The sequence below is a fragment of the Agrobacterium sp. MCAB5 genome (assembly GCF_052114365.1).
In the GTDB taxonomy this organism is placed as follows: Bacteria; Pseudomonadota; Alphaproteobacteria; order Rhizobiales; family Rhizobiaceae; genus Agrobacterium; species Agrobacterium tumefaciens.
On record NZ_JBFREP010000003.1, the window covers coordinates 100,496 to 122,431 of the forward strand.

The 21,936-nt window shown below is 60.2% G+C and carries 23 protein-coding genes and 1 tRNA gene; 7 read left to right on the forward strand and 17 right to left on the reverse strand.

What is annotated here, in order from left to right; all coding sequences use genetic code 11:
• Positions 1-44: 44 nt before the first annotated feature.
• Positions 45-878 carry an aldo/keto reductase gene (locus AB4Z23_RS08180; protein WP_421477403.1) on the forward strand — a complete coding sequence of 278 codons (834 nt, stop codon included), beginning with the start codon at positions 45-47 and terminating at the stop codon, positions 876-878.
• Positions 879-1,020: 142 nt separating this feature from the next.
• Here the strand turns inward: AB4Z23_RS08180 and AB4Z23_RS08185 are convergent, their stop codons facing one another.
• Together AB4Z23_RS08185 and AB4Z23_RS08190 are read right to left on the reverse strand one after the other, a co-directional pair.
• Entirely contained in the window at positions 1,021-2,982 is a 1,962-nt protein-coding gene (locus tag AB4Z23_RS08185) for a methyl-accepting chemotaxis protein (RefSeq protein ID WP_421477401.1), read from the reverse strand.
• 402 nt (positions 2,983-3,384) lie between these two features.
• Positions 3,385-3,459, reverse strand: a tRNA-Gly gene (locus AB4Z23_RS08190).
• Between the two features lie 373 nt (positions 3,460-3,832).
• Here AB4Z23_RS08190 and AB4Z23_RS08195 point away from each other — a divergent pair.
• Positions 3,833-4,054, forward strand: coding sequence for a hypothetical protein (locus AB4Z23_RS08195; protein WP_013636760.1), 222 nt, complete (start codon positions 3,833-3,835; stop codon positions 4,052-4,054).
• Positions 4,055-4,131: 77 nt separating this feature from the next.
• On the opposite strand, the gene dps is transcribed toward AB4Z23_RS08195, so the two are convergent.
• From dps to AB4Z23_RS08245, 10 genes are all read right to left on the reverse strand, one after another.
• Positions 4,132-4,620, reverse strand: coding sequence for a DNA starvation/stationary phase protection protein Dps (gene dps / locus AB4Z23_RS08200; RefSeq protein ID WP_003514046.1), 489 nt, complete (start codon positions 4,618-4,620; stop codon positions 4,132-4,134).
• Positions 4,621-4,745: 125 nt separating this feature from the next.
• The gene (locus AB4Z23_RS08205; RefSeq protein ID WP_003514045.1) at positions 4,746-5,504 is read right to left on the reverse strand and encodes an iron ABC transporter ATP-binding protein; all 759 of its coding nucleotides are present in this window, start codon (positions 5,502-5,504) and stop codon (positions 4,746-4,748) included.
• Positions 5,501-6,469: an iron chelate uptake ABC transporter family permease subunit gene (locus tag AB4Z23_RS08210; RefSeq protein ID WP_112154321.1), complete on the reverse strand. Its 969-nt coding sequence runs from the start codon at positions 6,467-6,469 to the stop codon at positions 5,501-5,503. Before AB4Z23_RS08210 ends, AB4Z23_RS08205 begins: the two co-directional genes overlap by 4 nt.
• On the reverse strand, positions 6,462-7,427 hold the full coding sequence (locus AB4Z23_RS08215; protein ID WP_421477398.1) for an ABC transporter permease: 966 nt from the start codon (positions 7,425-7,427) through the stop codon (positions 6,462-6,464). The genes AB4Z23_RS08210 and AB4Z23_RS08215 overlap by 8 nt, the downstream gene beginning before the upstream one ends.
• Before the next feature lie 119 nt (positions 7,428-7,546).
• The gene (locus AB4Z23_RS08220; RefSeq protein WP_013636756.1) at positions 7,547-8,485 is read right to left on the reverse strand and encodes a siderophore ABC transporter substrate-binding protein; all 939 of its coding nucleotides are present in this window, start codon (positions 8,483-8,485) and stop codon (positions 7,547-7,549) included.
• Between the two features lie 200 nt (positions 8,486-8,685).
• Positions 8,686-8,946, reverse strand: coding sequence for a hypothetical protein (locus AB4Z23_RS08225; RefSeq protein WP_003514037.1), 261 nt, complete (start codon positions 8,944-8,946; stop codon positions 8,686-8,688).
• A gap of 129 nt (positions 8,947-9,075) precedes the next feature.
• Positions 9,076-10,593 (reverse strand): tripartite tricarboxylate transporter permease, encoded by a 1,518-nt coding sequence (locus AB4Z23_RS08230; RefSeq protein WP_003514036.1) that lies wholly within the window; start codon positions 10,591-10,593, stop codon positions 9,076-9,078.
• Positions 10,594-10,700: 107 nt separating this feature from the next.
• On the reverse strand, positions 10,701-11,195 hold the full coding sequence (locus tag AB4Z23_RS08235; protein WP_013636754.1) for a tripartite tricarboxylate transporter TctB family protein: 495 nt from the start codon (positions 11,193-11,195) through the stop codon (positions 10,701-10,703).
• The gene (locus AB4Z23_RS08240) at positions 11,192-12,136 is read right to left on the reverse strand and encodes a Bug family tripartite tricarboxylate transporter substrate binding protein (RefSeq protein WP_003514032.1); all 945 of its coding nucleotides are present in this window, start codon (positions 12,134-12,136) and stop codon (positions 11,192-11,194) included. The genes AB4Z23_RS08235 and AB4Z23_RS08240 overlap by 4 nt, the downstream gene beginning before the upstream one ends.
• 252 nt (positions 12,137-12,388) lie before the next feature.
• Entirely contained in the window at positions 12,389-13,468 is a 1,080-nt protein-coding gene (locus tag AB4Z23_RS08245; protein WP_421477420.1) for an ABC transporter substrate-binding protein, read from the reverse strand.
• 69 nt (positions 13,469-13,537) lie between these two features.
• On the opposite strand from AB4Z23_RS08245, the gene AB4Z23_RS08250 reads away from it, so the two are divergent.
• Entirely contained in the window at positions 13,538-14,218 is a 681-nt protein-coding gene (locus AB4Z23_RS08250) for a response regulator (RefSeq protein WP_025594373.1), read from the forward strand.
• Entirely contained in the window at positions 14,215-15,591 is a 1,377-nt protein-coding gene (locus AB4Z23_RS08255) for a sensor histidine kinase (protein ID WP_421477396.1), read from the forward strand. The genes AB4Z23_RS08250 and AB4Z23_RS08255 overlap by 4 nt, the downstream gene beginning before the upstream one ends.
• A gap of 42 nt (positions 15,592-15,633) precedes the next feature.
• On the opposite strand, the gene AB4Z23_RS08260 is transcribed toward AB4Z23_RS08255, so the two are convergent.
• The 5 genes from AB4Z23_RS08260 to AB4Z23_RS08280 all read right to left on the reverse strand — a co-directional run bounded on the left by AB4Z23_RS08260 (position 15,634) and on the right by AB4Z23_RS08280 (position 18,961).
• The gene (locus AB4Z23_RS08260) at positions 15,634-15,963 is read right to left on the reverse strand and encodes a hypothetical protein (protein WP_013636751.1); all 330 of its coding nucleotides are present in this window, start codon (positions 15,961-15,963) and stop codon (positions 15,634-15,636) included.
• Positions 15,964-16,061: 98 nt separating this feature from the next.
• A complete protein-coding gene (gene purU, locus AB4Z23_RS08265) occupies positions 16,062-16,946 on the reverse strand; it encodes a formyltetrahydrofolate deformylase (protein ID WP_003514019.1) in 885 nt (294 codons plus the stop codon).
• A gap of 204 nt (positions 16,947-17,150) precedes the next feature.
• Positions 17,151-17,927, reverse strand: coding sequence for a YbaY family lipoprotein (locus AB4Z23_RS08270; RefSeq protein ID WP_112675667.1), 777 nt, complete (start codon positions 17,925-17,927; stop codon positions 17,151-17,153).
• A gap of 155 nt (positions 17,928-18,082) precedes the next feature.
• The gene (gene hutX, locus AB4Z23_RS08275; RefSeq protein WP_013636749.1) at positions 18,083-18,604 is read right to left on the reverse strand and encodes a heme utilization cystosolic carrier protein HutX; all 522 of its coding nucleotides are present in this window, start codon (positions 18,602-18,604) and stop codon (positions 18,083-18,085) included.
• 9 nt (positions 18,605-18,613) lie between these two features.
• Positions 18,614-18,961, reverse strand: coding sequence for an antibiotic biosynthesis monooxygenase family protein (locus AB4Z23_RS08280; RefSeq protein WP_003514016.1), 348 nt, complete (start codon positions 18,959-18,961; stop codon positions 18,614-18,616).
• Positions 18,962-19,157: 196 nt separating this feature from the next.
• Between AB4Z23_RS08280 and AB4Z23_RS08285 the strand changes: the two genes are divergently transcribed.
• Genes AB4Z23_RS08285 through AB4Z23_RS08295 form a run of 3 tightly spaced genes read left to right on the forward strand, consistent with a single transcriptional unit; the run spans position 19,158 to position 21,915 of the window.
• Complete coding sequence (locus tag AB4Z23_RS08285; protein ID WP_003514008.1) at positions 19,158-20,051, forward strand: heme/hemin ABC transporter substrate-binding protein; 894 nt, start codon at positions 19,158-19,160, stop codon at positions 20,049-20,051.
• Positions 20,048-21,136: a FecCD family ABC transporter permease gene (locus AB4Z23_RS08290; protein ID WP_013636748.1), complete on the forward strand. Its 1,089-nt coding sequence runs from the start codon at positions 20,048-20,050 to the stop codon at positions 21,134-21,136. Before AB4Z23_RS08285 ends, AB4Z23_RS08290 begins: the two co-directional genes overlap by 4 nt.
• Positions 21,133-21,915 (forward strand): heme ABC transporter ATP-binding protein, encoded by a 783-nt coding sequence (locus AB4Z23_RS08295; protein ID WP_065662145.1) that lies wholly within the window; start codon positions 21,133-21,135, stop codon positions 21,913-21,915. Before AB4Z23_RS08290 ends, AB4Z23_RS08295 begins: the two co-directional genes overlap by 4 nt.
• Positions 21,916-21,936 lie beyond the last annotated feature (21 nt).

Consider the following 21,936-nt stretch of genomic DNA (forward strand, 5'->3'; position numbering starts at 1 on the left):
ACTGCCTAAGGGCTGGCCGGGCGTACCCTAAAAGGAGAAAATATATGTTTGATGTCACCGCCAACGGCGCATCGATCCCGGTGCTTGGCTTCGGTACCTTCCGTATTCCCGGCCCCGATGTTCTTCGGATCGTTCCGCATGCCCTGAAGGTCGGCTTTCGCCATATCGATACCGCACAGATTTACGGTAATGAGGCCGAAGTCGGCGAAGCCATTGCCGGTTCCGGCGTGGCACGCAGCGATATCTTCCTGACCACCAAGGTCTGGGTGGAGAACTACAGGCACGATGCCTTTCTTGCCTCCGTCGATGAGAGCCTGAAAAAACTGAAGACCGATTATGTCGATCTCCTGCTTCTGCACTGGCCGAACGAAGCAGTAACGCTGGCCGAGCAGATCGGCGCGCTGAACGCGGTTCGCGACGCCGGCAAGGTTCGCCATATCGGCGTGTCCAACTTCAATACGGCGCTGATGGCTGAGGCGGTCAGTTTGTCAAAGGCACCGATCGTCACCAATCAGATCGAATACCATCCCTATATCGATCAGGATATGGTGATCGCGGCGGCCAAGGCTGCCGGCATGTCGGTGACGGGTTATTACGGTATGGCCGACGGCAAGGTTTTTGCCGATCCGGTTCTAAAGGACATCGCCGCAAGCCGGGGCAAGTCGGTGGCGCAGGTGGTGCTGCGCTGGCTCGTGCAGCAGCAGGGTGTTATTGCGCTTTCGAAGACGGTGAGCGAAGCCCGTGTTGATGAAAACCTTGCGATCTTCGATTTCACGCTGTCGGTCGCTGAGACGGATGCGATCCGTGCTCTTGCTCGACCGGATGGCCGTATCGTCTCGCCGGACGGGCTTGCGCCGGTATGGGACGCGGCTGCCTGACAGTTGCCAACGGGTGTGGGTGGAATTCCTCCTGGTGCCGTCACCGGGGTCTAGCCCGGCATGACGGAGGAGCGGTTTTCACTGATATAGATAACCTTAAGACACCCGGATAAGCTATCCGGGTGTCGTCTGAGAGAGTGGATCAGAATTCGCCCCATGTCTGATCTTTCGAGGCCGTGGATACGCCGAGCGCTGCGGCCACCTGGCCGATCATGCGACGCGCCGGGGATGGTCTCGGCTGTGCGTTGTCCGCAACGCGCACCGGCGCTGAAGGCTTATATGCGGTTCTAGCCGTGCTGGTGCTGGCCATTGCGCCATCCAGCTTGAACTGGCCGACGATCTGGCGGAGTTTTTCGGCATCACCGGCAAGCGATGCGCTGGAGGCCGTTGCCCTTTCGACCATCGCGGCATTGTGCTGCGTGACCTGGTCCATCTGGTTCACCGCGCTGTTGACCTCGGCCAACCCGACCGACTGTTCCCTTGCGGATGTCGCGATGGCGTCGAGTTGTGTATTGATGGCGATGACGTGACTCTCAATGATCTTCAGGGCGTCGCCGGTTGCGGTCACGAGTTTCACGCCGTTCTGCACTTCGTCGGCGGAGTTGCGGATAAGCTCCTTGATTTCCTTGGCCGCTTGCGCCGAGCGCTGGGCCAGTTCACGCACTTCCTGTGCCACAACCGCAAAGCCCTTGCCTGCCTCGCCCGCACGGGCCGCCTCGACGCCGGCGTTGAGTGCCAGAAGATTGGTCTGGAAGGCAATCTCGTCGATGACGCCTATGATGTTGGAAATCTGGCTTGAAGAGCTTTCTATGCGCTTCATGGCATCGACCGCAGTTGCCACGACCTGACCGGATGTCTGCGCGGATCTGTTGGCCTCGACCGCCACGATCCGCGCCTCCTCAGTCCGTCTGGTCGAATTGCTGACGTTGCTGGTTATCTGGTCGAGCGCTGCGGCTGTTTCTTCCAGCGATGCGGCTTGGGTTTCCGTGCGTTGCGACAGGTCGCTCGCACTCGAACTCAACTCGCGAGAGCCGTTGTCGATCGTGGCCGTTACATCGGCAACGGACAGCAGTGTTTTGTTAAGCTGGTTTACGGCGATATTGAAGTCCGCACGCAGGCTTTCGAATTCTGCGGAGAAAGGCGTTTTCAGCTGGTAGGACAGGTCGCCATTGGCCATATGCTTCAGACCTTCGGCAAGGCCGCTGGTCGCTTCCGCCATTTCGGCGGCGCGCCTGCGATCAATTTCGGCGGTTCTTTGACGCTCTGCCTCGGACTGGTTACGCACCTGCGCCGCATCCGCTTCCAGCCGGCGGGCCTTCAATTCGTTATCCTTGAAGACCTCAACGGCCTTTGCCATCGTGCCGACCTCGTCGCGCCGGTCCGTTCCCTCGACATTGACGGACAGGTTACCCTCCGCAAGCGTTTGCATCGTGCCGACAAGACCGCGGATCGGCGTGACAAGCCAGCTGCTGATCGCGAAATATCCGATGACGACGACGGTGATGAAGCCGAGGACGACCGCCGCGACGGTAATCAGTGCAGTCCGTTGGCTTATGTCGCTCAGATCATCGCTCTGCTGGGCGCTACGGTTCGAAATATCAGTGGCTATCTGTGTAAGTTTCGCGCCGATCTTGGCAAAGACTGGCTGGCACTCGGTGCCAAACGCTTTTTGCGACGCAAGTGCCTCATCCACGGTTGATGCGGTTCGGCCCAGGTGCCAGGCGTTCTTGCACGTCACGTTATAGAGCGTCGTCACGTCGTCCTTGAGTACGCGCAGGCGGTTGTCTTCGGGGATATTGGCGATGGCTCCATCCATCGATACCATGAACTTGTCGCGTGTGGCCTTCACCTCAGCTTCGGCAGCGGCATTACCCTGTTCCGTAAAGGCGATCATCATATCGGCCAAAGCCGCACGCCCGTTCAGCAGTTCTTGGTTCGCGAGTGCCAAATTCAAGGCCGCTGCGCTGTCACGCGCAATAAGGTCACTATAACTTCCATCGATCGATTTGATCTGTATGGCGGAGTAGGCCGCAATCAGGATTGCACATACGCCGAATAGCGCAAATACCGTCAAAAACTTTCCGACAACGGGAATATTTCTCATCGTTATGGCTCCCACAAGAAAATCGAGCCCTTCATGGGTCATATTTCGGCATCATGCGCTTTTCCGGTGATGATTATACTTACAAATTTAAGAAATAATTATGTATTATTAGTAATTACGTATCTATAATAAGATACTGTACTATTATAGTAAATAAGAATAGTATTTAATACTGAATAATTCTAATGGGCATCTCAAATCGGTTGTCATGTCTTGCGCGTCCGCGAACGCCTTCCCGAAGCGAATAAGTTCGGTGTCTAGGGCACGGGACTATGGTTGGGCGTCAGATCGGCCCAGAACATGCGGGTAGGCTTCGGTTGAAGAGGAGCTATCTGGGACCGACGGCAAAATCAGGCGGTGCCTGTAAGCGCTTTGACATTCCCGACGTTTTCCAGGGAAAACTGGAGCGGGCGAAGGGATTTGAACCCTCGACCCCAACCTTGGCAAGGTTGTGCTCTACCCCTGAGCTACACCCGCTCAAAAACCGCTGGTCCGGGGTAGTTCGCTGGACCGCGGGCCGCCAAAGCGTGGCGACGGGTGCTATATCGCTCAATCGTTTTTGGAATGCAACAGTTTCTTTTGCGGTTTCGGTGGAAATCCGTCTGGCCTGTGGGTTTATTCAAAACGGCCGGGCCGATGCGTCGTAAAAAAGTGTGTTGGCGGGCGAAGGTATTGTTTCGGCTGGCCTTTATTTGGGTTGTAAAAGCACACAACCGGCCGGATGGCCAAAAAATAACCTGTTTACATTTGGTTAAAATCTGATTCGACAAGTGATTCGTTCGGGTGTACAAATTTCATGTCCACAAAAAAAGAAACGATACTTGGCATGTCATCATCGGGAGGATGAGCCTTGTCGTATGCAGCTTTTGAAAGAGTCGGCGCACAATTGTCGCCCCAGCAGATCACCGATCTGCAGAATATTTTCGACGGCGTATGTTTCGAGTGCCTTCAAGATCGCTGTAGCCACGTCGCCAACGAGTGCGCGGCGGTTTTGATCCGTAGCGCCCAGCGCGGCATTCTCGATCATGAGATGTTGCGCGACATCGGTCTTGCGGTTTTACGTCGGCACTGATTGCGCCATTTCATAAAAAAAGCGCCCGGGCATCTCGGGCGCTTTCGTGTGTTTAGTCGCAGTAGCCGCGTTACGGCTCAGCTCTTTTCCTGAACGTGCGCTTCGAGGAACCACAGCGCCTTGTCGAGATCGCGCGAGGCAGCGGTGAAGATATCCGCTGTCGTCGGGTCGCCGGCCTCGTCGGAATCATCGATAGCCTTGCGGATCATGTTGGCCACGTCGCCATAACGGGCGATCAGTTCGTCCAAATGATCGTGGATCTTGTAGATATCGGTCGGATAGGCCTTGAGCTTGGTCGTCGAAGAGACGGATTGCAGGCTACCGAGGGCCGTGCCACCAAGCTGCACCACACGTTCGGCAATGGTATCGCCGTGATTGTCGAGCTGGGCGCGGAAGGTGTCGAGAAGTTCGTGCACGGCGATGAATTGCGGACCTTTCAGGTTCCAGTGCGCCTGCTTGGTCACCAGTGCAAGGTCGATCACCGAAGCGAGCGATTCGTTCAGAATACCCATCACCGTTGATTTGGCGTTGGAAGGCAGGTCGTTCTTCGTCTTGTGCGTCTTCATCGATGTCTCCTGACGTTGCGGACGGAATGCCGTTTGGCAAAATCTCCGCCGATTAACGCCCTGGCCGGTTGCCCTGTTCCGTCGCTCGGACGGCAATGGCAAAAAACCTCTGCAATCGTCGTATCTCACTCATAAAACAGACAGATGCGTCGACCGTCTATGTCGTTGACACTGATGGTCATGTCGTAGATTTCCCGCAGAACCTCCGGACGGATAATCTGTTCCGCCGGTCCCTGGCGGCAGATTCGGCCATCACGCATGGCGATGATGGTGTCGGAGTACCAGGAGGCGAAGTTGATGTCGTGCAGCACCAGAACCACGGTCTTCTTCAGCTCGTCGGCGGCGCGACGCATGATCTTCATCATGCTTGAGGCGTGTTTCATGTCGAGATTATTGAGCGGCTCGTCCAGGAGCACATAGTCCGTGTCCTGACACAGAACCATGGCCACGAAGGCGCGCTGACGCTGGCCGCCGGAAAGCTCGTCGAGAAAGCGGCCGGAAAGGTTTTCGAGATGGAGATATTCCAGCGCCCGGTCGATATGGACCTTGTCCTCGATGGTGGGACGGCCCTTGGAATAGGGATAACGTCCAAAACCGACGAGATCGCGCACCGTCAGGCGTGACGAGATGTGGTTGTCTTGCCTGAGGATCGAGAGCCGTTTTGCCAGCGTGTCGGAAGGGGTTTTGGTCACATCCAGCCCGTCCACCGTCACGGTTCCCGCATCCATGGACATCAGCCGTGCCACGATGGAGAGCAGCGTGGATTTTCCCGCCCCGTTCGGCCCGATGATGGAGGTGACGCCGCCTGCCGGAATGGCGACGGAGACGCCATCGACAACAACCGTGTCGCCATAGGATTTGCTGATCTGACTGGCGATGATCATCGCGCACCCCGCTTGAGAATAAGACCGATAAAGACGATGCCGCCCAGAAATTCGATGATGATGGAAAGCGCCGTGTTGAAGGCGAAGATCCGCTCCAGCACCACCTGACCGCCGACCAAGCAGATGATGGCGATGAGGATTGCAGCCGGCAGCACATAGGCATGTTTGCCGTTACCTGTGAGATAATGGGCCAGCGCCGCAACCAGCAGCCCGAAGAACATGACGGGGCCGACGAGTGCGGTGGAAACGGCAACGAGAACGGAGACCAGCACGAGGATGATCGTCACCGTTCGCTTGTAGTCCACGCCAAGGCTGATGGCCGTTGCGCGGCCGAGCGAAAGGACGTCGAGCGTGTGCAGGAGCCGCAACCCGATAATCGTCACCACGCCGACGATGATGGCTGATACCGCAAGAAGGGTGGGATCGATGGAATTGAAGCTGGCGAACAGCACATCCTGCAGCACCGCATATTCATTGGGGTCCAGTACGCGCTGCATGAAGCCCGAGAGGCTGCGAAAGAACACGCCGAAGACGATGCCGACCAGCACCAGAAGATGCAGGCTGCGTTCCGCGCCGACGAAAAGCCAGCGGTAGAGCAGGGCGGAGAAGGTGACGAGCAGCGAGGTTTCGGCAAGAAACTTCAGCTGCGGATCGATCATCACCACGGTTGCCGAGCCAAACACGAAGATCAGCGCCGTCTGCACCAGCACATAGAGCGAATCGAAACCCATCACCGAAGGGGTGAGAATGCGGTTGTTGGTGACCGTCTGGAACAATACCGTCGAAACGGCGATGGCATAGGCCACCAACAGCAGCGACAGAAGCTTGATGCCGCGAAACGGCAGGATGAAGCTCCAACTGCCCTTTGCACCGAGCGTCATGAAGGCAGCCATGGAGATGAGCGCCAGTGCGAGAAGCATCAGCAGCACGAGTTTCGCGCGCCGGTCGGGATGTCTCTCATGCATGGTGGCGTTTCCGGAGCAGGAGATAGAGGAACAGCGCGCTGCCGATGACGCCGACCACGGTTCCGATCGGTATCTCATAGGGCGCGCGCACCGTTCTGCCGATGATGTCGCAGGCAAGAACGAAGACCGTGCCAAGCGTCGCCACCCAGGGCACGGAACGGCGCATATTGTCGCCGATCATCAGGCTGACCACATTCGGCACAATCAGGCCGAGAAAGGGGATCATACCCACCGTGACGACGACGACGGCACTGACCAGCGAGACGATGGTGAGGCCGAGCGCCATCACCCGGCGATAGTTCAGTCCGAGATTGGTGGTGAAGTCGCGCCCCATGCCTGCCACCGTGAAACGGTCGGCGGCGAGATAGGCGGCGATGGCGAAAACGAAGCCGATCCACAGCAATTCATAGCGGCCACGCAGCACGCCGGAAAAATCCCCGGTCATCCACGCGCCGAGCGATTGCAGCAGATCGAAACGATAGGCGAAGAAAGTGGTGACGGCAGAAATGACGCCGCCCAGCATGATGCCGATCAGCGGCACCAGCAGCACATCGCGCAGTGGCACCTGCCGTAGAATACGCAGGAAAAGTGCGGTTCCGGCCAGCGCGAAAGCGGCCGCCACCAGCATCTTGCCGAAGATCGGCGTTTCCGGGGCAAGCAGGGTGACGGTGAGCAGGCCAAGGCCGGCGGATTCGGTGGTTCCAGCCGTCGAAGGCTCCACGAAGCGGTTGCGTACCAGCATCTGCATGATGAGACCGGCAATCGCCATCGAGCTTCCGGCCAGTATGAGCGCCAGCGTGCGCGGAATGCGGCTGACGAGGAGCACGCGCAGTGCATCCGCGCTCGTATCCGGCGCAAAAAGCGTCGCCAGCGAGACGTTGCTCACGCCGACGAACAGGCTGACGATGGCGAGTGTCAGCGCCAGAAGGAGGGCGAGGATGAGGGACAGGGATTTCACGTCAGTGGTTTTTCGAAAATGGTGCTGGCTCGCTTCGACATCGCAGATTGCCCGGAGGACTGAACCTCTCCTTCGTCATCCTCGGGAGAAGCCCGGGGATGACGTCGCGAAGGCAGTTTTTACGACTTCTTTTCGGATACGGCCTCGTAGACCTGATCAAGCAGGGTGGTGAGCGCCGTATAACCGCTGCTGACGATATAGGCCGCCTGCGGGTCGAGATAGACGATCTGCTTTTTCTTCCAGGCGTTGGTCTGGTGGATCAGTTCGTTGTCCAGCACCTGGGCGGCGGCCTTGCCTGGGTCCGTTGCGCGGCCGATGCCGGCATCGCGGTCAATCACGAACAGCCATTCGGGATTGACCTCTGCCAGATATTCGAAGGACACGACATCGCCCCGGTCGAAGCGGTCGTCGATATCAGGAGCGACCGGCTTGAAGCCGATTTCCGTGTGCAGCCAGCCGGTGCGCGAGCTTGGGCCGTAAACACCGACCTTGCCGGCATTGGTGACGAGGATCATCGCCGTGCCGGAATTCGGCGCGATGGCCTTCAGCTTTGCGACCTTCTCGTCAATGGAGGCGTCGAGCTTTTTTGCTTCTTCCTGCTTGCCGAAGATATCGCCGAGCTTGGTGATATTGGCTTTGACGCTCGCGATAAATTCCTTGGAATCGATCGACATGTCGATGGCGGGCGTGATCTTCGCAACATCGGGATATTTCGCCCGCGAACGGCCGCCGACGATGACGAGATCGGCTTCTGCCGCATTGATCGCCTCGTAATCGGGTTCGAACAGCGTGCCGACCTTCAGATATTTGCCATCGGCATATTTCTGGAGATAGGTCGGCAGGTTGGAACCAAGGACACCAGCTGGCTCGACGCCCATCGCATCGAGATTGTCGAGCGAGGGGATATCCAGAACCAGAACCTTTTTCGGCGCGGCTTTCAGAACGGTCTCGCCCTGCGCGTGCTTGATCGTCATTTCCTCAGCGCCTGCGGTCATCGCGCCAAGGCTGAAGGCCGCTGCTGCCAGCAGCCGAACGGGGAAGGTGAAGTTGATGGCCACGGATATGTCCCTTGCAATATGGTTCTTGACCCTGCGGAAGCGGCTCCCGCAGGCGTAACTTGATGTTCGCTGTCAGCTTTATTGGCAAGGTATGCGGAAATCAAAAATATGTTTTAGAATGGTTCTGAATTGCCGTGAGCGGGAAATGTGTGTGGCACCGGAAGCATACCCCGGAGCCACATCAGGGGCCGTATCTTTTCTCAATTCGGCGGCCAGTCACCCACAATCTCGCGTCTTTCCAGTTTCAGCGACCGGTCAGGCTGGATGCGGTAGGTTTCAATCGCCAGGCGGCCGTCGCCCATGACGAATTCGTGGCTGAGCGTGCTGCCGATGGGTGACTTGGTCAATTTGGTGTGGGGTTGTCCGCCATAGGTGATGCTGCCCGGAATGGGTTGCACGTCGGGTGCCGCGGTGGCGCAGCCGGCAAGGCCCAGAACCAGCATGATCGCGATCTTGCGCATGTTTTTCTCCTGCGTTGGACAGGAATACTATCACGGCTGTGCCTGCGCCACACATCCCGTTGCCGTGAATAAAAAGGGCCCCGCATCCGGAAGGAGACGGGGCCAGTTGCCTTGGGAGGCTGTTTGTTATCAGTCCTCGTTGGCGGCAAGCTGCGTCAGCACCTCGCCGCGGCCGCGGATGCGCATGATGAGCGGGACGATGAAGGCGGCGGCTGCGACAAGGAACAGGCCGACGGCAATCGGTGAGGTGAGCAGCACGGTCGGGTCGCCCTGGCCGATGGCGAGTGCACGGCGAAGCTGCTGTTCGGCAAGCGGCCCGAGGATGAGGCCGACCACGGCAGGCGCGATCGGATAACCGAAGATGCGCATGATGTAACCGAGGATACCGAAGGCGAGCAGCATGCCGAGTTCGAACACGGACGGGTTGGCGCCGATGGTGCCGAGCGTCGCAAACAGCAGGATGCCGGCATAGAGCCAGGGTTTCGGGATGGTCAGCAGCTTCACCCACAGGCCGATGAGTGGCAGATTGAGCACCAGCAGCATCAGGTTGGCAATGAACAGGCTGGCGATAAGGCCCCAGACCAGCTGCGGATTGGTGGCAAACAGCAGCGGGCCGGGCTGAAGACCGAACTGCTGGAAACCGGCGAGCATGATGGCAGCGGTTGCCGTCGTCGGCAGGCCGAGCGTCAGGAGGGGCACGAGCGTACCGGCAGCGGACGCATTGTTGGCGGCTTCCGGGCCGGCAACCCCTTCGATGGCGCCATGGCCGAATTCTTCCGGATGTTTGCTGAGCCGCTTTTCGGTTGCATAGGAAAGGAAGGTGCCGATTTCAGCCCCACCGGCAGGCATGGCGCCAATCGGGAAGCCGATCAATGTGCCGCGCAACCAGGGTTTCCAGGAACGCGCCCAGTCCTGCGCACTCATCCAGACCGAACCCTTGACCGCTTCGACCTTCTCGTCGCCACTCTGGCCCTGCGCAACGATGAACAGCGTCTCGCCGATGGCGAACATGGCCACCGCAAGCGTCGTCACTTCCACGCCGTCGAGAAGGTCGGGAATGCCGAAGCTCATGCGGGTCTGGCCGGTCAACTGGTCGATACCGACGATGGCGAGCGCGAAGCCGATGAACAGCGAGGTAAGGCCGCGCAGTGCCGAATCTCCGAAAGCCGAGGAGACGGTGACAAAAGCGAGCACCATCAGCGCGAAATATTCGCGCGGGCCGAAAACCAGCGCCAGCTTGACGATATAGGGTGCAACAAAGGCGAGAGCGACGGTGGCGATGAGACCAGCGACGAAGGAGCCGATGGCGGCGGTGGCAAGTGCCGGACCGCCGCGGCCCGCACGGGCCATCTTGTTGCCTTCGAGCGCAGTAACGATCGATGCGCTTTCGCCCGGCGTGTTGAGCAGGATCGAGGTGGTCGATCCGCCATACATGCCGCCATAATAGATGCCGGCGAACATGATGAGCGAACCGGCGGGATCAAGCCGGTATGTAACGGGCAGAAGCAGAGCGACCGTCAGCGCCGGCCCGATGCCGGGCAGAACGCCGACGGCAGTGCCGAGTGTCACGCCGATCAGCGCATAGAGCAGGTTCATGGGTTGGGCAGCAACCTCAAGACCGTGCAGCAGGAATTCAAACGTACTCATGGACAGATGTCCCCCAAGTCGAGCAGATGGGCGGGCGGAACGGCTGGCGTTTGCGTCATCGCGCGCCGGCGGTTTCCTGTGATCTCGAATTTTGGTCGGAATGGCTGTTAGAACAACAGCCGTTCCAGAGGCCCGGCAGGCAAAGAAAGCTGCAGCAGCCGCGCAAAGATGATCCAGATGACGAAGCTCAGAGCGATGCCGATGGGGATCGAATACCAGAGCTTGCGTTTGCCGAAGGCGCGCGCCGTAAACGCAAACAGGAGACCGGTGGCGATGGAGAAACCGGCGACGTTCAGCAACAGCATCTGCGCGGCAAGGCCGGCGACGACCCATATGACCGGGGCGACTTCCTGTTTGTCCCGTTCAGGAAAATCACCGCGCCAGGCTTCGATGGCCGTCCAGAGCGCAAGGCCGACAAGACAGAAGGCGATGGCGTAGGGGACCGTTGCCGGACCGACCGGCGAGTAGCCGGTGACGCTGGCGAGACGCGCACTGTCCCAGAAGATCACGCAGGCGATAAGGACGAGGGCTACGGCGATCGCCAGCGCCGCCCAGTCAGGGCGGCGCTCTTGATGTTGTGAAGGGTTGGAACCCTGGCTCATTTTACCAGTCCGATTTCTTTGAGGATGGCGGCGGTGGCGTCGGTGTCCTTGGCAAGCTGCGCCTTGAACTCGTCACCGGAAAGATAGGTATCCATCCAGCTCTTGGTCTTCAGCGTTTCCTGCCACTTTGCGGATTTCGCCAGCTTCTCGATATCGGCGCTGACGGCCTTTTCCTGTTCCGGCGTCAGGCCGGGAGGAGCAGCGACCATGCGCCAGTTCTGTACGACGACGTCGAGGCCGCTTTCCTTGAGCGTCGGTGCGTCAACGCCTTCCAGCTTCTCTTCGCTGGAAACGGCCAGCAGGCGCAACGTGCCCGCCTTGACCTGGCTTTCGAATTCGCCGTAGCTCGAAATGCCGGCAGTGACCTGCGAGCCGAGGATCGAGGCAAGCGCTTCGCCGCCGCCGGAATAGGCGATGTAGTTGATCTTGGTCGGATCGACGCCGGCCGCCTTGGCGATCAGGCCAACAGCGATATGATCGGTGCCGCCGGCCGAGCCGCCGCCCCAGGACACGCTGCCCGGATCTTTTTTGAGCTGGTCGACGAGGTCGCCGATGGTTTTCAGCGGCGAGGATGCCGGAACGACGATTGCTTCATATTCACCGGTCAGGCGGGCGATTGGCGTCACTTCCTTGAGGGTGACGGGCGCCTTGTTGGTGAGGATCGCGCCGACCATCACGTAACCGCCGACGATGAGGGCGTTCGGGTTGCCCTTCTGCTGGCTGGCGAACTGTGCAAGACCGATGGTGCCGCCGGCACCTGGCACGTTCTGCACCTGAACGCTCTTGGAAATGCCTTCTTCCTGCAGCACGGTCTGCAGGGAACGAGCGGTCTGGTCCCAGCCGCCGCCGGGATTGGCCGGCGCGATGATGGTGTAGTCCGCTGCGACCGCCGGAAGCGCAATCACGCCTGCCAGAAATGTGCCGATAAGAAAATGTTTCACTTAGAAAACCCTCCTCAGGATGCCCTTTTTGGGCGTCGTTTTTCGTTTATGCGGAAGGGAGTTTTAGGCCGTGCCTATCCTGACGCTGCCAGGGCAGCGCGGAGCTCTACGGTCCTCAAGATTTCCTCCCGCATCTTCTTCCGCCTCCACGGAATGAAGAAGGATTGCAGAGCATCATAAAAAGCTGTCATCTAACTGACGCACCGCAAGTCCTTGCGCATTTACTCTCTATTAATTTGTGCTTGCCGTCTACTATTGCGAGCGTAGCGCCTCGTTCCAACGCTCGATCAGGCGGCTGCGCTTGACCTGATCCAGATAGACCATCAGGCCCGGGCTGACGGGCACGGGGCGCAATTGTGCGCCGTGGATCGCCTGCATGGTGTTGGCGGTGTTTTCGCCCGCCACGTCAGGGCTGACGGCGGGGATCTGCAATTGCCGGGCCATGATCGTCTGGCCCTCCTTGGACATGAAGAATTCGAGATAGCGGCGGCCGAGCGCCGGGTTGGCGGCGGCTTCCGGCACCAGCCCGATGCGCGACATGACCACGGTATAGTCCTTGGGCAGAACGATGCCGACGTCGGGATGGCGCGAGGCCCAGTCGGCCGCGTAGGAACCGAGAATATTGTAGCCCAGCACGAAGCGCCCGTCGGAGACACGCTCCAGAATGGCGGATGACGTGGAATAGACCTTCACGCCGGCCGCGCCCATAGCCTTGATGACGCTCCATATATCGCCGAACTGCTCCTGATCGCGCGACATGAACAGGAAGCCGACGCCGGAGCGCTCAATGTCATAGGTAGCGATGCGGCCATGCACTTCCTTGGCGTGGCGCTCAAGATAATCGACGAATTCGGCACGGGTGGCGGGCGGCTTTTCGGTGGTGAAGCTCGGCTTGTGATACACGAACACCGCCGGCTCGAAGGTCAGCGCATAGGCGGTGTTGCGCCAGTTGGCCCAGGTGGGCCAGCGCGCGCTCATGGCAAGGTCGGAGCGCTGGGCGTAACCGTCATTGCTCAACTTCACCTGCAAATCCATGGCGGATGAAAAGGCGAAATCGGCGGTCTTTTTGCCCGCATCGGTTTCTTTCACGATGCGATCATAGATTTCGCCGGTCAGCATGTCCTCGTAATGGACAGCGATATCGGGGTTGGCCTTCTGGAAACCCTCGATCATCGGCGTGGCCAGCGGTTCGTCCAGCGAGGAATAAACCACCAGCGTTTCCGCATCCGCCTTGCCTGATGGTGCAGGGAAAACGGCGACTTGTGCAGGCGCCGGTGAGGCCATGCAAAGACAGAGACAGAGAAAAACGGCGATACGCATGGAAAAGATCATGCCGCACGCGCTTGCCATTCACAAGCGCCAAGGGCTTGGATAAGCTCGGCAATGTTGCGGGAGGAAGAATTGCGTATTTTGCTGGTCGAGGACAATCAGGTGCTGTCGGAAGGGCTGTGTGCGCTTCTGCGCGGCAGCGGTTATGCGGTGGATGTCGTTTCAGACGGCGCTTCCGCCGACGCGGCGATTGCGGCGGAAAATTTCGATCTCGTCATTCTCGATCTCAACCTGCCGGAAATGGACGGCATCGAGGTGCTGCGCTCCATGCGCTCGCGCCAGGACAAGGCGGCGGTGCTGATCCTGACGGCGCGTGGCACGCCGGAGGAGAAGGTCAAGGGGCTCGATCTCGGCGCCGACGACTACATGATCAAGCCCTTCGACATCACCGAATTTGAGGCGAGGGTGCGGGTGCTGCTGCGTCGCAATGCCGGCCTGCGCTCTTCTACGCTCGGCTTCGGCAAAGTCCTGTTCGACCTCACATCCCGCACCTTTTCAGCCGATGGGCGCCCGCTCGATATTCCGGCGCGTGAAGTGGCGCTGCTCGAGGTGCTGTTCATGCGGGCGGGCAAGGTGGTTGCCAAGGAGGCGATCGTGCAATCGCTGACCGGTTTCGACGACGAGATATCAGGCAACGCCATCGAGCAATATGTCAGCCGGCTGCGCAAGCGGCTTGCCCCCCACGGGCTGACGGTGAAGACGGCGCGTGGCATCGGCTATTATCTGGAAAAGCTGCCGGAGATGGCTGAATGAGACAGGCCGCCTATTCGCTCAGGCGGCGTCTTTTAGGCTGGCTTCTCATCTCCACCGCCATCATCGGCTGCGTTGCGCTCACTGATACCTGGCGCGAGGCGGTCAATACGGCCAATGTCGTCTCCGACCGGGTGCTGTCAGGTTCCGCGCTTGCGATTGCCGAGCGGGTGGTGGTGGCCGAAGACGGCTCGCTGGAGGTCGATATTCCCTATGTCGCGCTGGAAATGCTGACATCAGCGGCGCAGGACCGGGTTTTTTATCGTGTCGACGGGCCAAGCGGGCAATTTCTCACCGGTTACCAGAACCTGCCAACGGTGGAGAATCCGGCCGGAGAAACGCCTGCCTATCGCGATGCCGTGTTTCGTGACGAGCCGATCCGCATCGCCGCGATCCGCCGTTTTGCTTCCACCGGCATCAATTCCGTGCCCTTTTCCGTGACGGTGGCTGAAACGACGATCGCCCGCAGCCAGCTTGCGCAGGCCATCATCCTGCGCTCGGCCTTGCGCCTGCTGTTCATGATCGTGGGCGCGGCGATCATCGTCTGGATCGCGGTGACGATTTCGCTCCGGCCGCTTTACCGGCTCAGCGAGGCGATTGCCGAGCGCAGCCCCAACGACCTGCATCCAATTCGGCAATCAGTGCCGGTGGAGGTGGAAAATCTGGTGGAAACGGTCAATTCCTTCATGGTGCGGCTGCAATCGGCGCTCGATGCGCTCAGGCATTTCACCGGCAATGCCAGCCATCAATTGCGCACGCCGCTTGCCATCATCAGCACCCAGCTTGCGCTTTCCGCCCGCGCCGCAAGTCTCGAAGACGCGCAGGCGGCGGCGCGCAAGGGCGGCGCTTCGGTGGCCCATGCCGAACACATCCTCGCCCAGTTGCTGCGCATGGCAAATATCGATGCCGCCGGTTCGAGCGAAAAACACGATTTTTCCGCGATAGACTTGGTGGCCGTCGCGCAAAACGTGACGGCAGATTTCGTGCCACGCGCGGCCGACGCCGGCATCGATCTCGGTTTCGAAGGCGAGGGCGAAGCGACAATTCTCGCCGAGCCGCTCCTTATCGGTGAACTGATCGGCAATCTCGTTTCCAATGCCATCAACTACGCGGGGCGTGGTGCGGAAGTCACCGTGCGCGTCGGCAGGCAAGCGGGCGCCGTCTGGCTGGAAGTTGAAGATAACGGCCCCGGCATACCCACGGAAAAACGCGCCATCGTGCGCCAGCGCTTCGCCCGCGGCGAAGCCAACGCCGCCCCCGGCGCCGGCCTCGGCCTTGCGATCATCGAGGAGATCGCCGGGCTGTTCGGCGGGCGACTGACGCTGGAGGACGGCGCGGGAGGGCGGGGCTTAAGGGCCCGGGTAAAGTTTTCCTGAGGCGGCACTGCTGCGCCGTCCCCTTGGATGAGACTCGCGGTCCTATTCGTTCATCTTATCGATAATCTGCATCATGATGTCAGCGCAGGCCTTCATCGGCTCGTCATCGGCACATTTGACGTCGATTTTGCGCTCGCCGTCTTCAATCCTGAAATGCGCTGCCTTGGAGGGCGGGGGTGGCATTCTCCTGCCATGCGGGCCGTCCCGCCAGCCTGCTTCCCTCGGACCACCAGGGCCGGGCGGAGGAGGTGGCGGCGGCGCATCCACCCTTGAACCAGCGTCCGCTGGTCCCGGCGGTGGTGGCGGCTGCTGGGCGAAGCTGGACCCCGCCGCGATGAGAAACGCGGCGCCGGCAATGACGAGTTTTTTCATGTGAGAGACCTCGCTGTTGGGCTACAGTGAAGAAACGGTCACATGGGATGCTCGGTTGCCGGTCGGTAAAAATAATTCCGCGTTGTTGTCGTGGCGTATTAGCCCATCCGTTCCGAAGCGTAGCTGCCCGGGCTTGGCGGGAAGACTACGGTGCGGTTGCCGTTGATGAAGGTGCGGTGGTGGATGTGGGCATGGATGGCGCGTGCCAGTACCTGGCTTTCCACATCACGGCCAAGAGAGACATAGTCTTCGGCAGATTGGGCATGGGTAACGCGCACCGTGTCCTGCTCGATGATCGGGCCTTCGTCCAGATCGGCGGTGACGTAATGGGCTGTCGCGCCGATCAGCTTTACACCTCGGTCATAGGCCTGCTTGTAGGGGTTGGCGCCCTTGAAGGATGGCAGGAAGGAGTGGTGGATGTTGATGATCCGGCCCGACATCTTGCGGCACATGTTATCGGACAGCACCTGCATGTAACGCGCCAGCACCACCAGTTCGGTGCCGCTGGTCTCGATCAGGTCCATCAGCTGCGCTTCGGCCTGCGGCTTGTTTTCCTTCGTTACCTTGATGTGGTGGAAGGGAATGTCGTGGTTGACCACCACTTTCTGATATTCGAAATGGTTGGAGACGACGCCGACGATATCGATCGGCAGCGCGCCGATCTTCCAGCGGTAGAGCAGATCGTTGAGGCAATGGCCGAAGCGGGACACCATCAGAAGTGTTTTCATGCGCTGGCCGTCGCTATAGATGCGGGCTTCCATACCAAATTTTTCCGCCACCGGCTGAAAGCCCTCGGTGATGGCCTGCATCGTCGCGCCCTCTTCGGAAATGAAGGAAACGCGCATGAAGAACTTGCCGGTCTCGAGGTCGTCAAACTGCGAACTGTCGACGATGTTGCAGCCCTTTTCCGCCAGATAACCGGAAATCGCGGCGACGATGCCGCGGGTCGATTTGCAGGCTACTGTCAGAACATAGGTTGTCATTCGTTTTCCCTCAAAGACTTTGCACCGGCGAGAACCGGCGCAGTTGGCGCGTTCCATAGCGCAGCTCTGTGGCGGAGCAAAGCGCCAAGACGAGTGCAGCAAAGTCATAAGACGGGAAAAGGGGCCGCGCCGTGCCGGAAGCGACATGGAATGTTCCACGGCCAGCACGGCGGCGGCAGGCGTTGCCGCCTGCCGTTACCACTCTCAGGCGCGGCGCAGGCGCATGGCCGGGCGGCCGCGGCCGTCGATCAACTCCAGCGTGCCGCGGCGCGGTTCGAGCCGGAAGGAGTGGGCACCTTCCAGCGCTTCGATGAACTGCCTTTCCTGGCGCATGATGTCAGGAGCGCAGGCCATCTGGGTGGAAATCATCCGGCCGAAATCGACGCGGTTGCGGCTTATCTTCACCTCGCCGCCGATGCCGTTGCAGCCGGCATTGCCGGAAACGCGGCCCTCGCGGGAAATTTCCAGCGTTGCCTCGCGGCGGCCGCGAACCCTTTCGCCACGGATTTCCTGCACCAGCCAGCGCCCCTCAATGCCAGCCTGCGGCTCCGGCCTGCCTGGAGCCGCCGCCACCCGTTCCAGAACGAGATCGGTGTCGTCACGCCCACCGGCCAGAACCGAGTAACGGCGCGTGGTGGTGAAGAGCAGCCGGTCGCCCTCGCGGATTTCGGCGCTGAGCGCATAGGAGCGGCGGCCACGGATGTCGCGGTCGTCATAACGCAAAACGAAGGGTACCGGCACCTGCCCACGCGGGCGTATGGTTGTTTCGGCGATCGTCTGCGAAGGCGCGTCCGCCAGCGAGACATCGATCAGGCGCACCGTAACAGTCGCGCCCGGCGGCAGGGCGATCCGCTCCCGATAGGAAACGCTGCCGCGCAGGCTTGCGGGTGCGGCAGCCGCACCGCCCGCTGCAAAAAGCGGTGCAAGCGCGAGGAGCCCTGCGAAATTCCGGCGCGAAAGAAGTGGCTGGCGGTCGTTCATGGTGCTTGCTCCGTGCTGCTGATCGAATTTCAGCGGATGATAAAAAACGGCACTGAACGGGCGATGAACCGGTGAATGTTTCCTCACGAGTGGGGCTGAGCCATCGCGGATTGATGAGGAAGGAGGGAGGCCACCACCAGCAGCCTCCCATTCACTTAGCCACGGAAACTGTCCCGCAGCGCTTCGAACTTCGCCAGCTGATCGCCACGCAGTTCCTTGTTTTCGTCGCGACGGACGAAAATCTTGAACATGGCGCCGCCGGCGGCATTCATGAACCAGACGGAACAGGAGCGTCGGCCGTGAAAGCCGCGATCGACGAAGGTGATGCCGGTGCAATTGTCCTTCTTGATGTGGCCGCCGATGGGGCTGTCCCCGTGGATGTTGAACCAGCCGTGGCTTTCGCTGCCCTCTGGCAGGTCACCCGGCACTTCCAGCACGATATCGCCGGTCTGGACGATCATCAGGACTTCGCCCCAGCCGCGCATCTCGTTCCAGATCGCGTCGAACTGATCGGAACCAGCCGAAACGGCCGCACCTTGCGGCAGGATCGCCAGAATTTCGGCTGATGTCACCTCTGCCTTGGCGGCAATGGCTTCCACGATGCCGTCAGGCTTTTCGGCAAGTGCTGCGGCAGCGCGGGCCTGCCGGTCATCGGTCTTTTGTGCTGCAATGCTCATAGGCGAGCCTCAGGCGGCAATCGAACGGCGTTCGCCATTCTTGTCTTCGTGGATGATGACGTCAAAACCTTCGAAATGCGGGCCCGAAAGATATTCGACCTTGCCACGGTTCTCACCGGCCTTGGCATGGGCGGCACGGAACTGTTCGGACTTGGTCCAGCTCAGGAAATCGTCCTTGGTGGCCCAGACGGTGTGCGAGGCATAGAGCGTATGGTCATCCGCCTTCGGGCCTTTCAGCATGTGAAATTCGATATAGCCCGGCAGCTCGCTCAGGTGCGATTTACGCTCGCGCCAGATGGATTCAAAGGTATCCTCATAGCCCGGTACGACGCGAAAACGGTTCATTGCGATAAACATGGAAGTCTCCCTTTAAGTTTACAGTTGCAGTCAGGATATCCAGCCGAAGCGTGGATGGAAAGAGGCTGACGATAAAGCGAACAATTTTACTCCACTTATCGATTGCGCCGTCTATAAACATGTGCAAATAACTCAAGTTAAATAAGATGGGCAATCCCGTATCCGCCCGTGCCAGCTTGTGTTTCAGGATAGCGTCATGTTGAATTTAAGCCTTCGCTCGTTCGTTTTCGCCGCCCTCGTGCCCGCCGTCATCGCCGTTGCCGCGCCCGGAGCTAGAGCTTCGGACAAGGGCAATCCGGAGGCGAAACGCATCGTTGCAGTCGGCGGTACGGTAACGGAAATCCTTTATGCGCTTGGCGCGAGCGACCGCATCGTTGCGCGTGACAGCACCAGCAGCTATCCGGCGGACGTGCTGTCCAAGCCCGATATCGGCTATATGCGGGCGCTCTCGTCGGAGGGCATTCTGTCGCAGAAGCCCGATCTCATCCTGTCTGAAGATGGGTCCGGCCCGGCGGATGTCGTTGCCATCCTCAAGGCCAGTGCGGTGCCTTTCGTCACCGTCGATACCCCGCCGAGCGGCGACGCCATCCCCAGGAAGATCGAAGATGTCGGTGCGGCAGTTGGTCTTGCCGACAAGGCAAAGGCGTTGGCCGCGGAAACCAAAGCCGGGCTTGATGTGCTCGCCAAGGACGTCTCAGCCGTGCCGGAAAAGAACAGGAAGCGTGTGCTCTTCGTGCTCTCCAGCGCCGGCGGTCGCATCATGGCGGCGGGCAAGGGCACCGAAGCGGCGGCGATCATCGAAATGGCCGGCGGCATCAATGCCGCGCAGGAAATCAGCGGGTACAAGCCGTTGACAGATGAGGCGGTCATCGCCTCCGCGCCCGATGTGGTGCTGACCATGGCGCGCGGCGACCATGCTGGCAAGGCGGATGAGATTTTCGCGCTGCCCGCGTTCCAGTCCACGCCGGCTGCTGCTGAGAAGGCGCTGATCAGCATGGACGGGCTTTACCTCATCGGTTTTGGCCCGCGCACGCCCGCCGCCGGTCGTGAACTGGCGCACAAGCTCTACCCTGATGTGGTGAAGCCGTGAGCCTTGCTGCCTTGAGTTCCACGGAGGGCAGGGTTGCCGGTGACAGATCCCGTCAGGGGGTCATTACCCTTGCCGCGCTCGTTGGCATCCTGCTGTTTGCCTGTGGCGTGTCGCTCGTCAGCGGGCCCACGGGTGTGGGCATTTCCGAACTCTGGGCCTATCTGACTGGCAGTGCGGATCAACTCGATGCGCGTGATAAAGTCATTCTCGAGGCGGTGCGACTGCCGCGCACGGCGCTCGGCATGTTGATCGGTGCTGGGCTTGGCGTCTCGGGCGCCATGATGCAGGGTCTTTTCCGCAATCCGCTGGCCGATCCCGGCATTGTCGGTGTCACCTCGGGTGCAGCACTTTTTGCGGTTGCGGCAATCTCTCTTGGGGAAGGTGCGCTTGCAACCGTCGCCGTATTTTTCGGCCCGCATTTTCTGCCGCTGATGGCGTTTTTCGGCGGGCTTTTGAATACCTGGCTGCTTTACGTCATTGCCACAAGGGATGGCGCCACCTCCACGACAACGCTTATTCTGGCCGGTATTGCGGTTGCGGCGATCAGCGGTGCGCTGACCGGCCTGATGATTTTTGTGGCCGATGACCGGGCGCTCCGCGACATCACCTTCTGGTCTCTCGGTTCGCTTGGTGGGGCCACCCCTGCCAAGGTTCTCGCCACCTTGCCGTTCATCATCGTCGTGCTTGCCATCATTCCCTTTGTCGCAAGGGGGCTGGATGCGCTGATCCTTGGCGATGCGGCGGCCTTTCACATGGGCATTCCCGTGCAGCGGCTGAAGCGAGTCGTCATTCTGGCCGTTGCCGCTGCCTGCGGGGCAAGCGTGGCGGCTGCCGGCTCCATCGGTTTTGTCGGTATCGTCGTGCCGCATCTGCTGCGGCTTGCCATTGGCCCATCGCACCGCTTCCTGCTGCCGGCCTCTGCACTTGGCGGGGCCGCACTTCTGCTTCTCGCCGACAGTTTTGCCCGCACGGTTGCGGCACCGGCGGAACTGCCCATCGGTGTGGTCACCGCGCTGATCGGCGCGCCGGTCTTCCTGTTCCTGCTGCTTGGCCGCGGCGGATTTTCCATGCGGAACATGTCATGATCCAGGCCGAAAACCTCACCCTCATCCGCTCCGGCCGCCGTCTGCTCGACGAGGTCTGCGTCGATCTGAAGCCCGGCAAGGTCAATGTCATTATCGGTCCGAACGGCGCCGGCAAATCGACGCTGATGAAAGTTCTGTCCGGCGAGATGCGTGCCGAGGCCGGTTCAGTGACCTATAATGATGTTGCCCTGCCGTTGTTTACGCCGGTTCAGCTTGCGCGCATCCGCGCCGTTCTGCCGCAGCATACCCAGCTTGCCTTTCCTTTCACCGCGCTCGAAATCGTGCGCATGGGCGCTGTCGCGCAAGGGTCGCGCGCGCCGGAAGAGCAGGCCCGCCGGGCGCTCGCCAGGGCCGGGCTTCGCGGGTTCGAGCAGCGCTCCTACAACATGCTGTCTGGCGGCGAGCAGCAGCGCGTGCAATTTGCCCGCGCTCTCGCCCAGGTGCCGCATCCCGTGGAAAACGGCGAGGTGCGGGCTCTCTTTCTCGACGAGCCGACGGCCAGTCTCGATATCGGCCACCAGATCGCGGTGCTGGAAACGGCGCGGGATTTCGCTATTGGCGGCGGTCTCGTGCTTGCCATCCTGCACGATCTCAACCTTGCGGCAGAATTTGCCGATCAACTTATCGTCATGCATGGCGGTCGGGTAACGGCGAGCGGTCCATCGCTGGACACGATCAGCGACGAGACGATTGCAAGGGTCTATGGCATTGGCGGCGTCGTCGGACGTCTGCCGGCTCGGCATATTCCTTATGTGCTGCCGCAGTCGAGGCATCGTTAGAGCATTTCCAGGAAAAGTGGA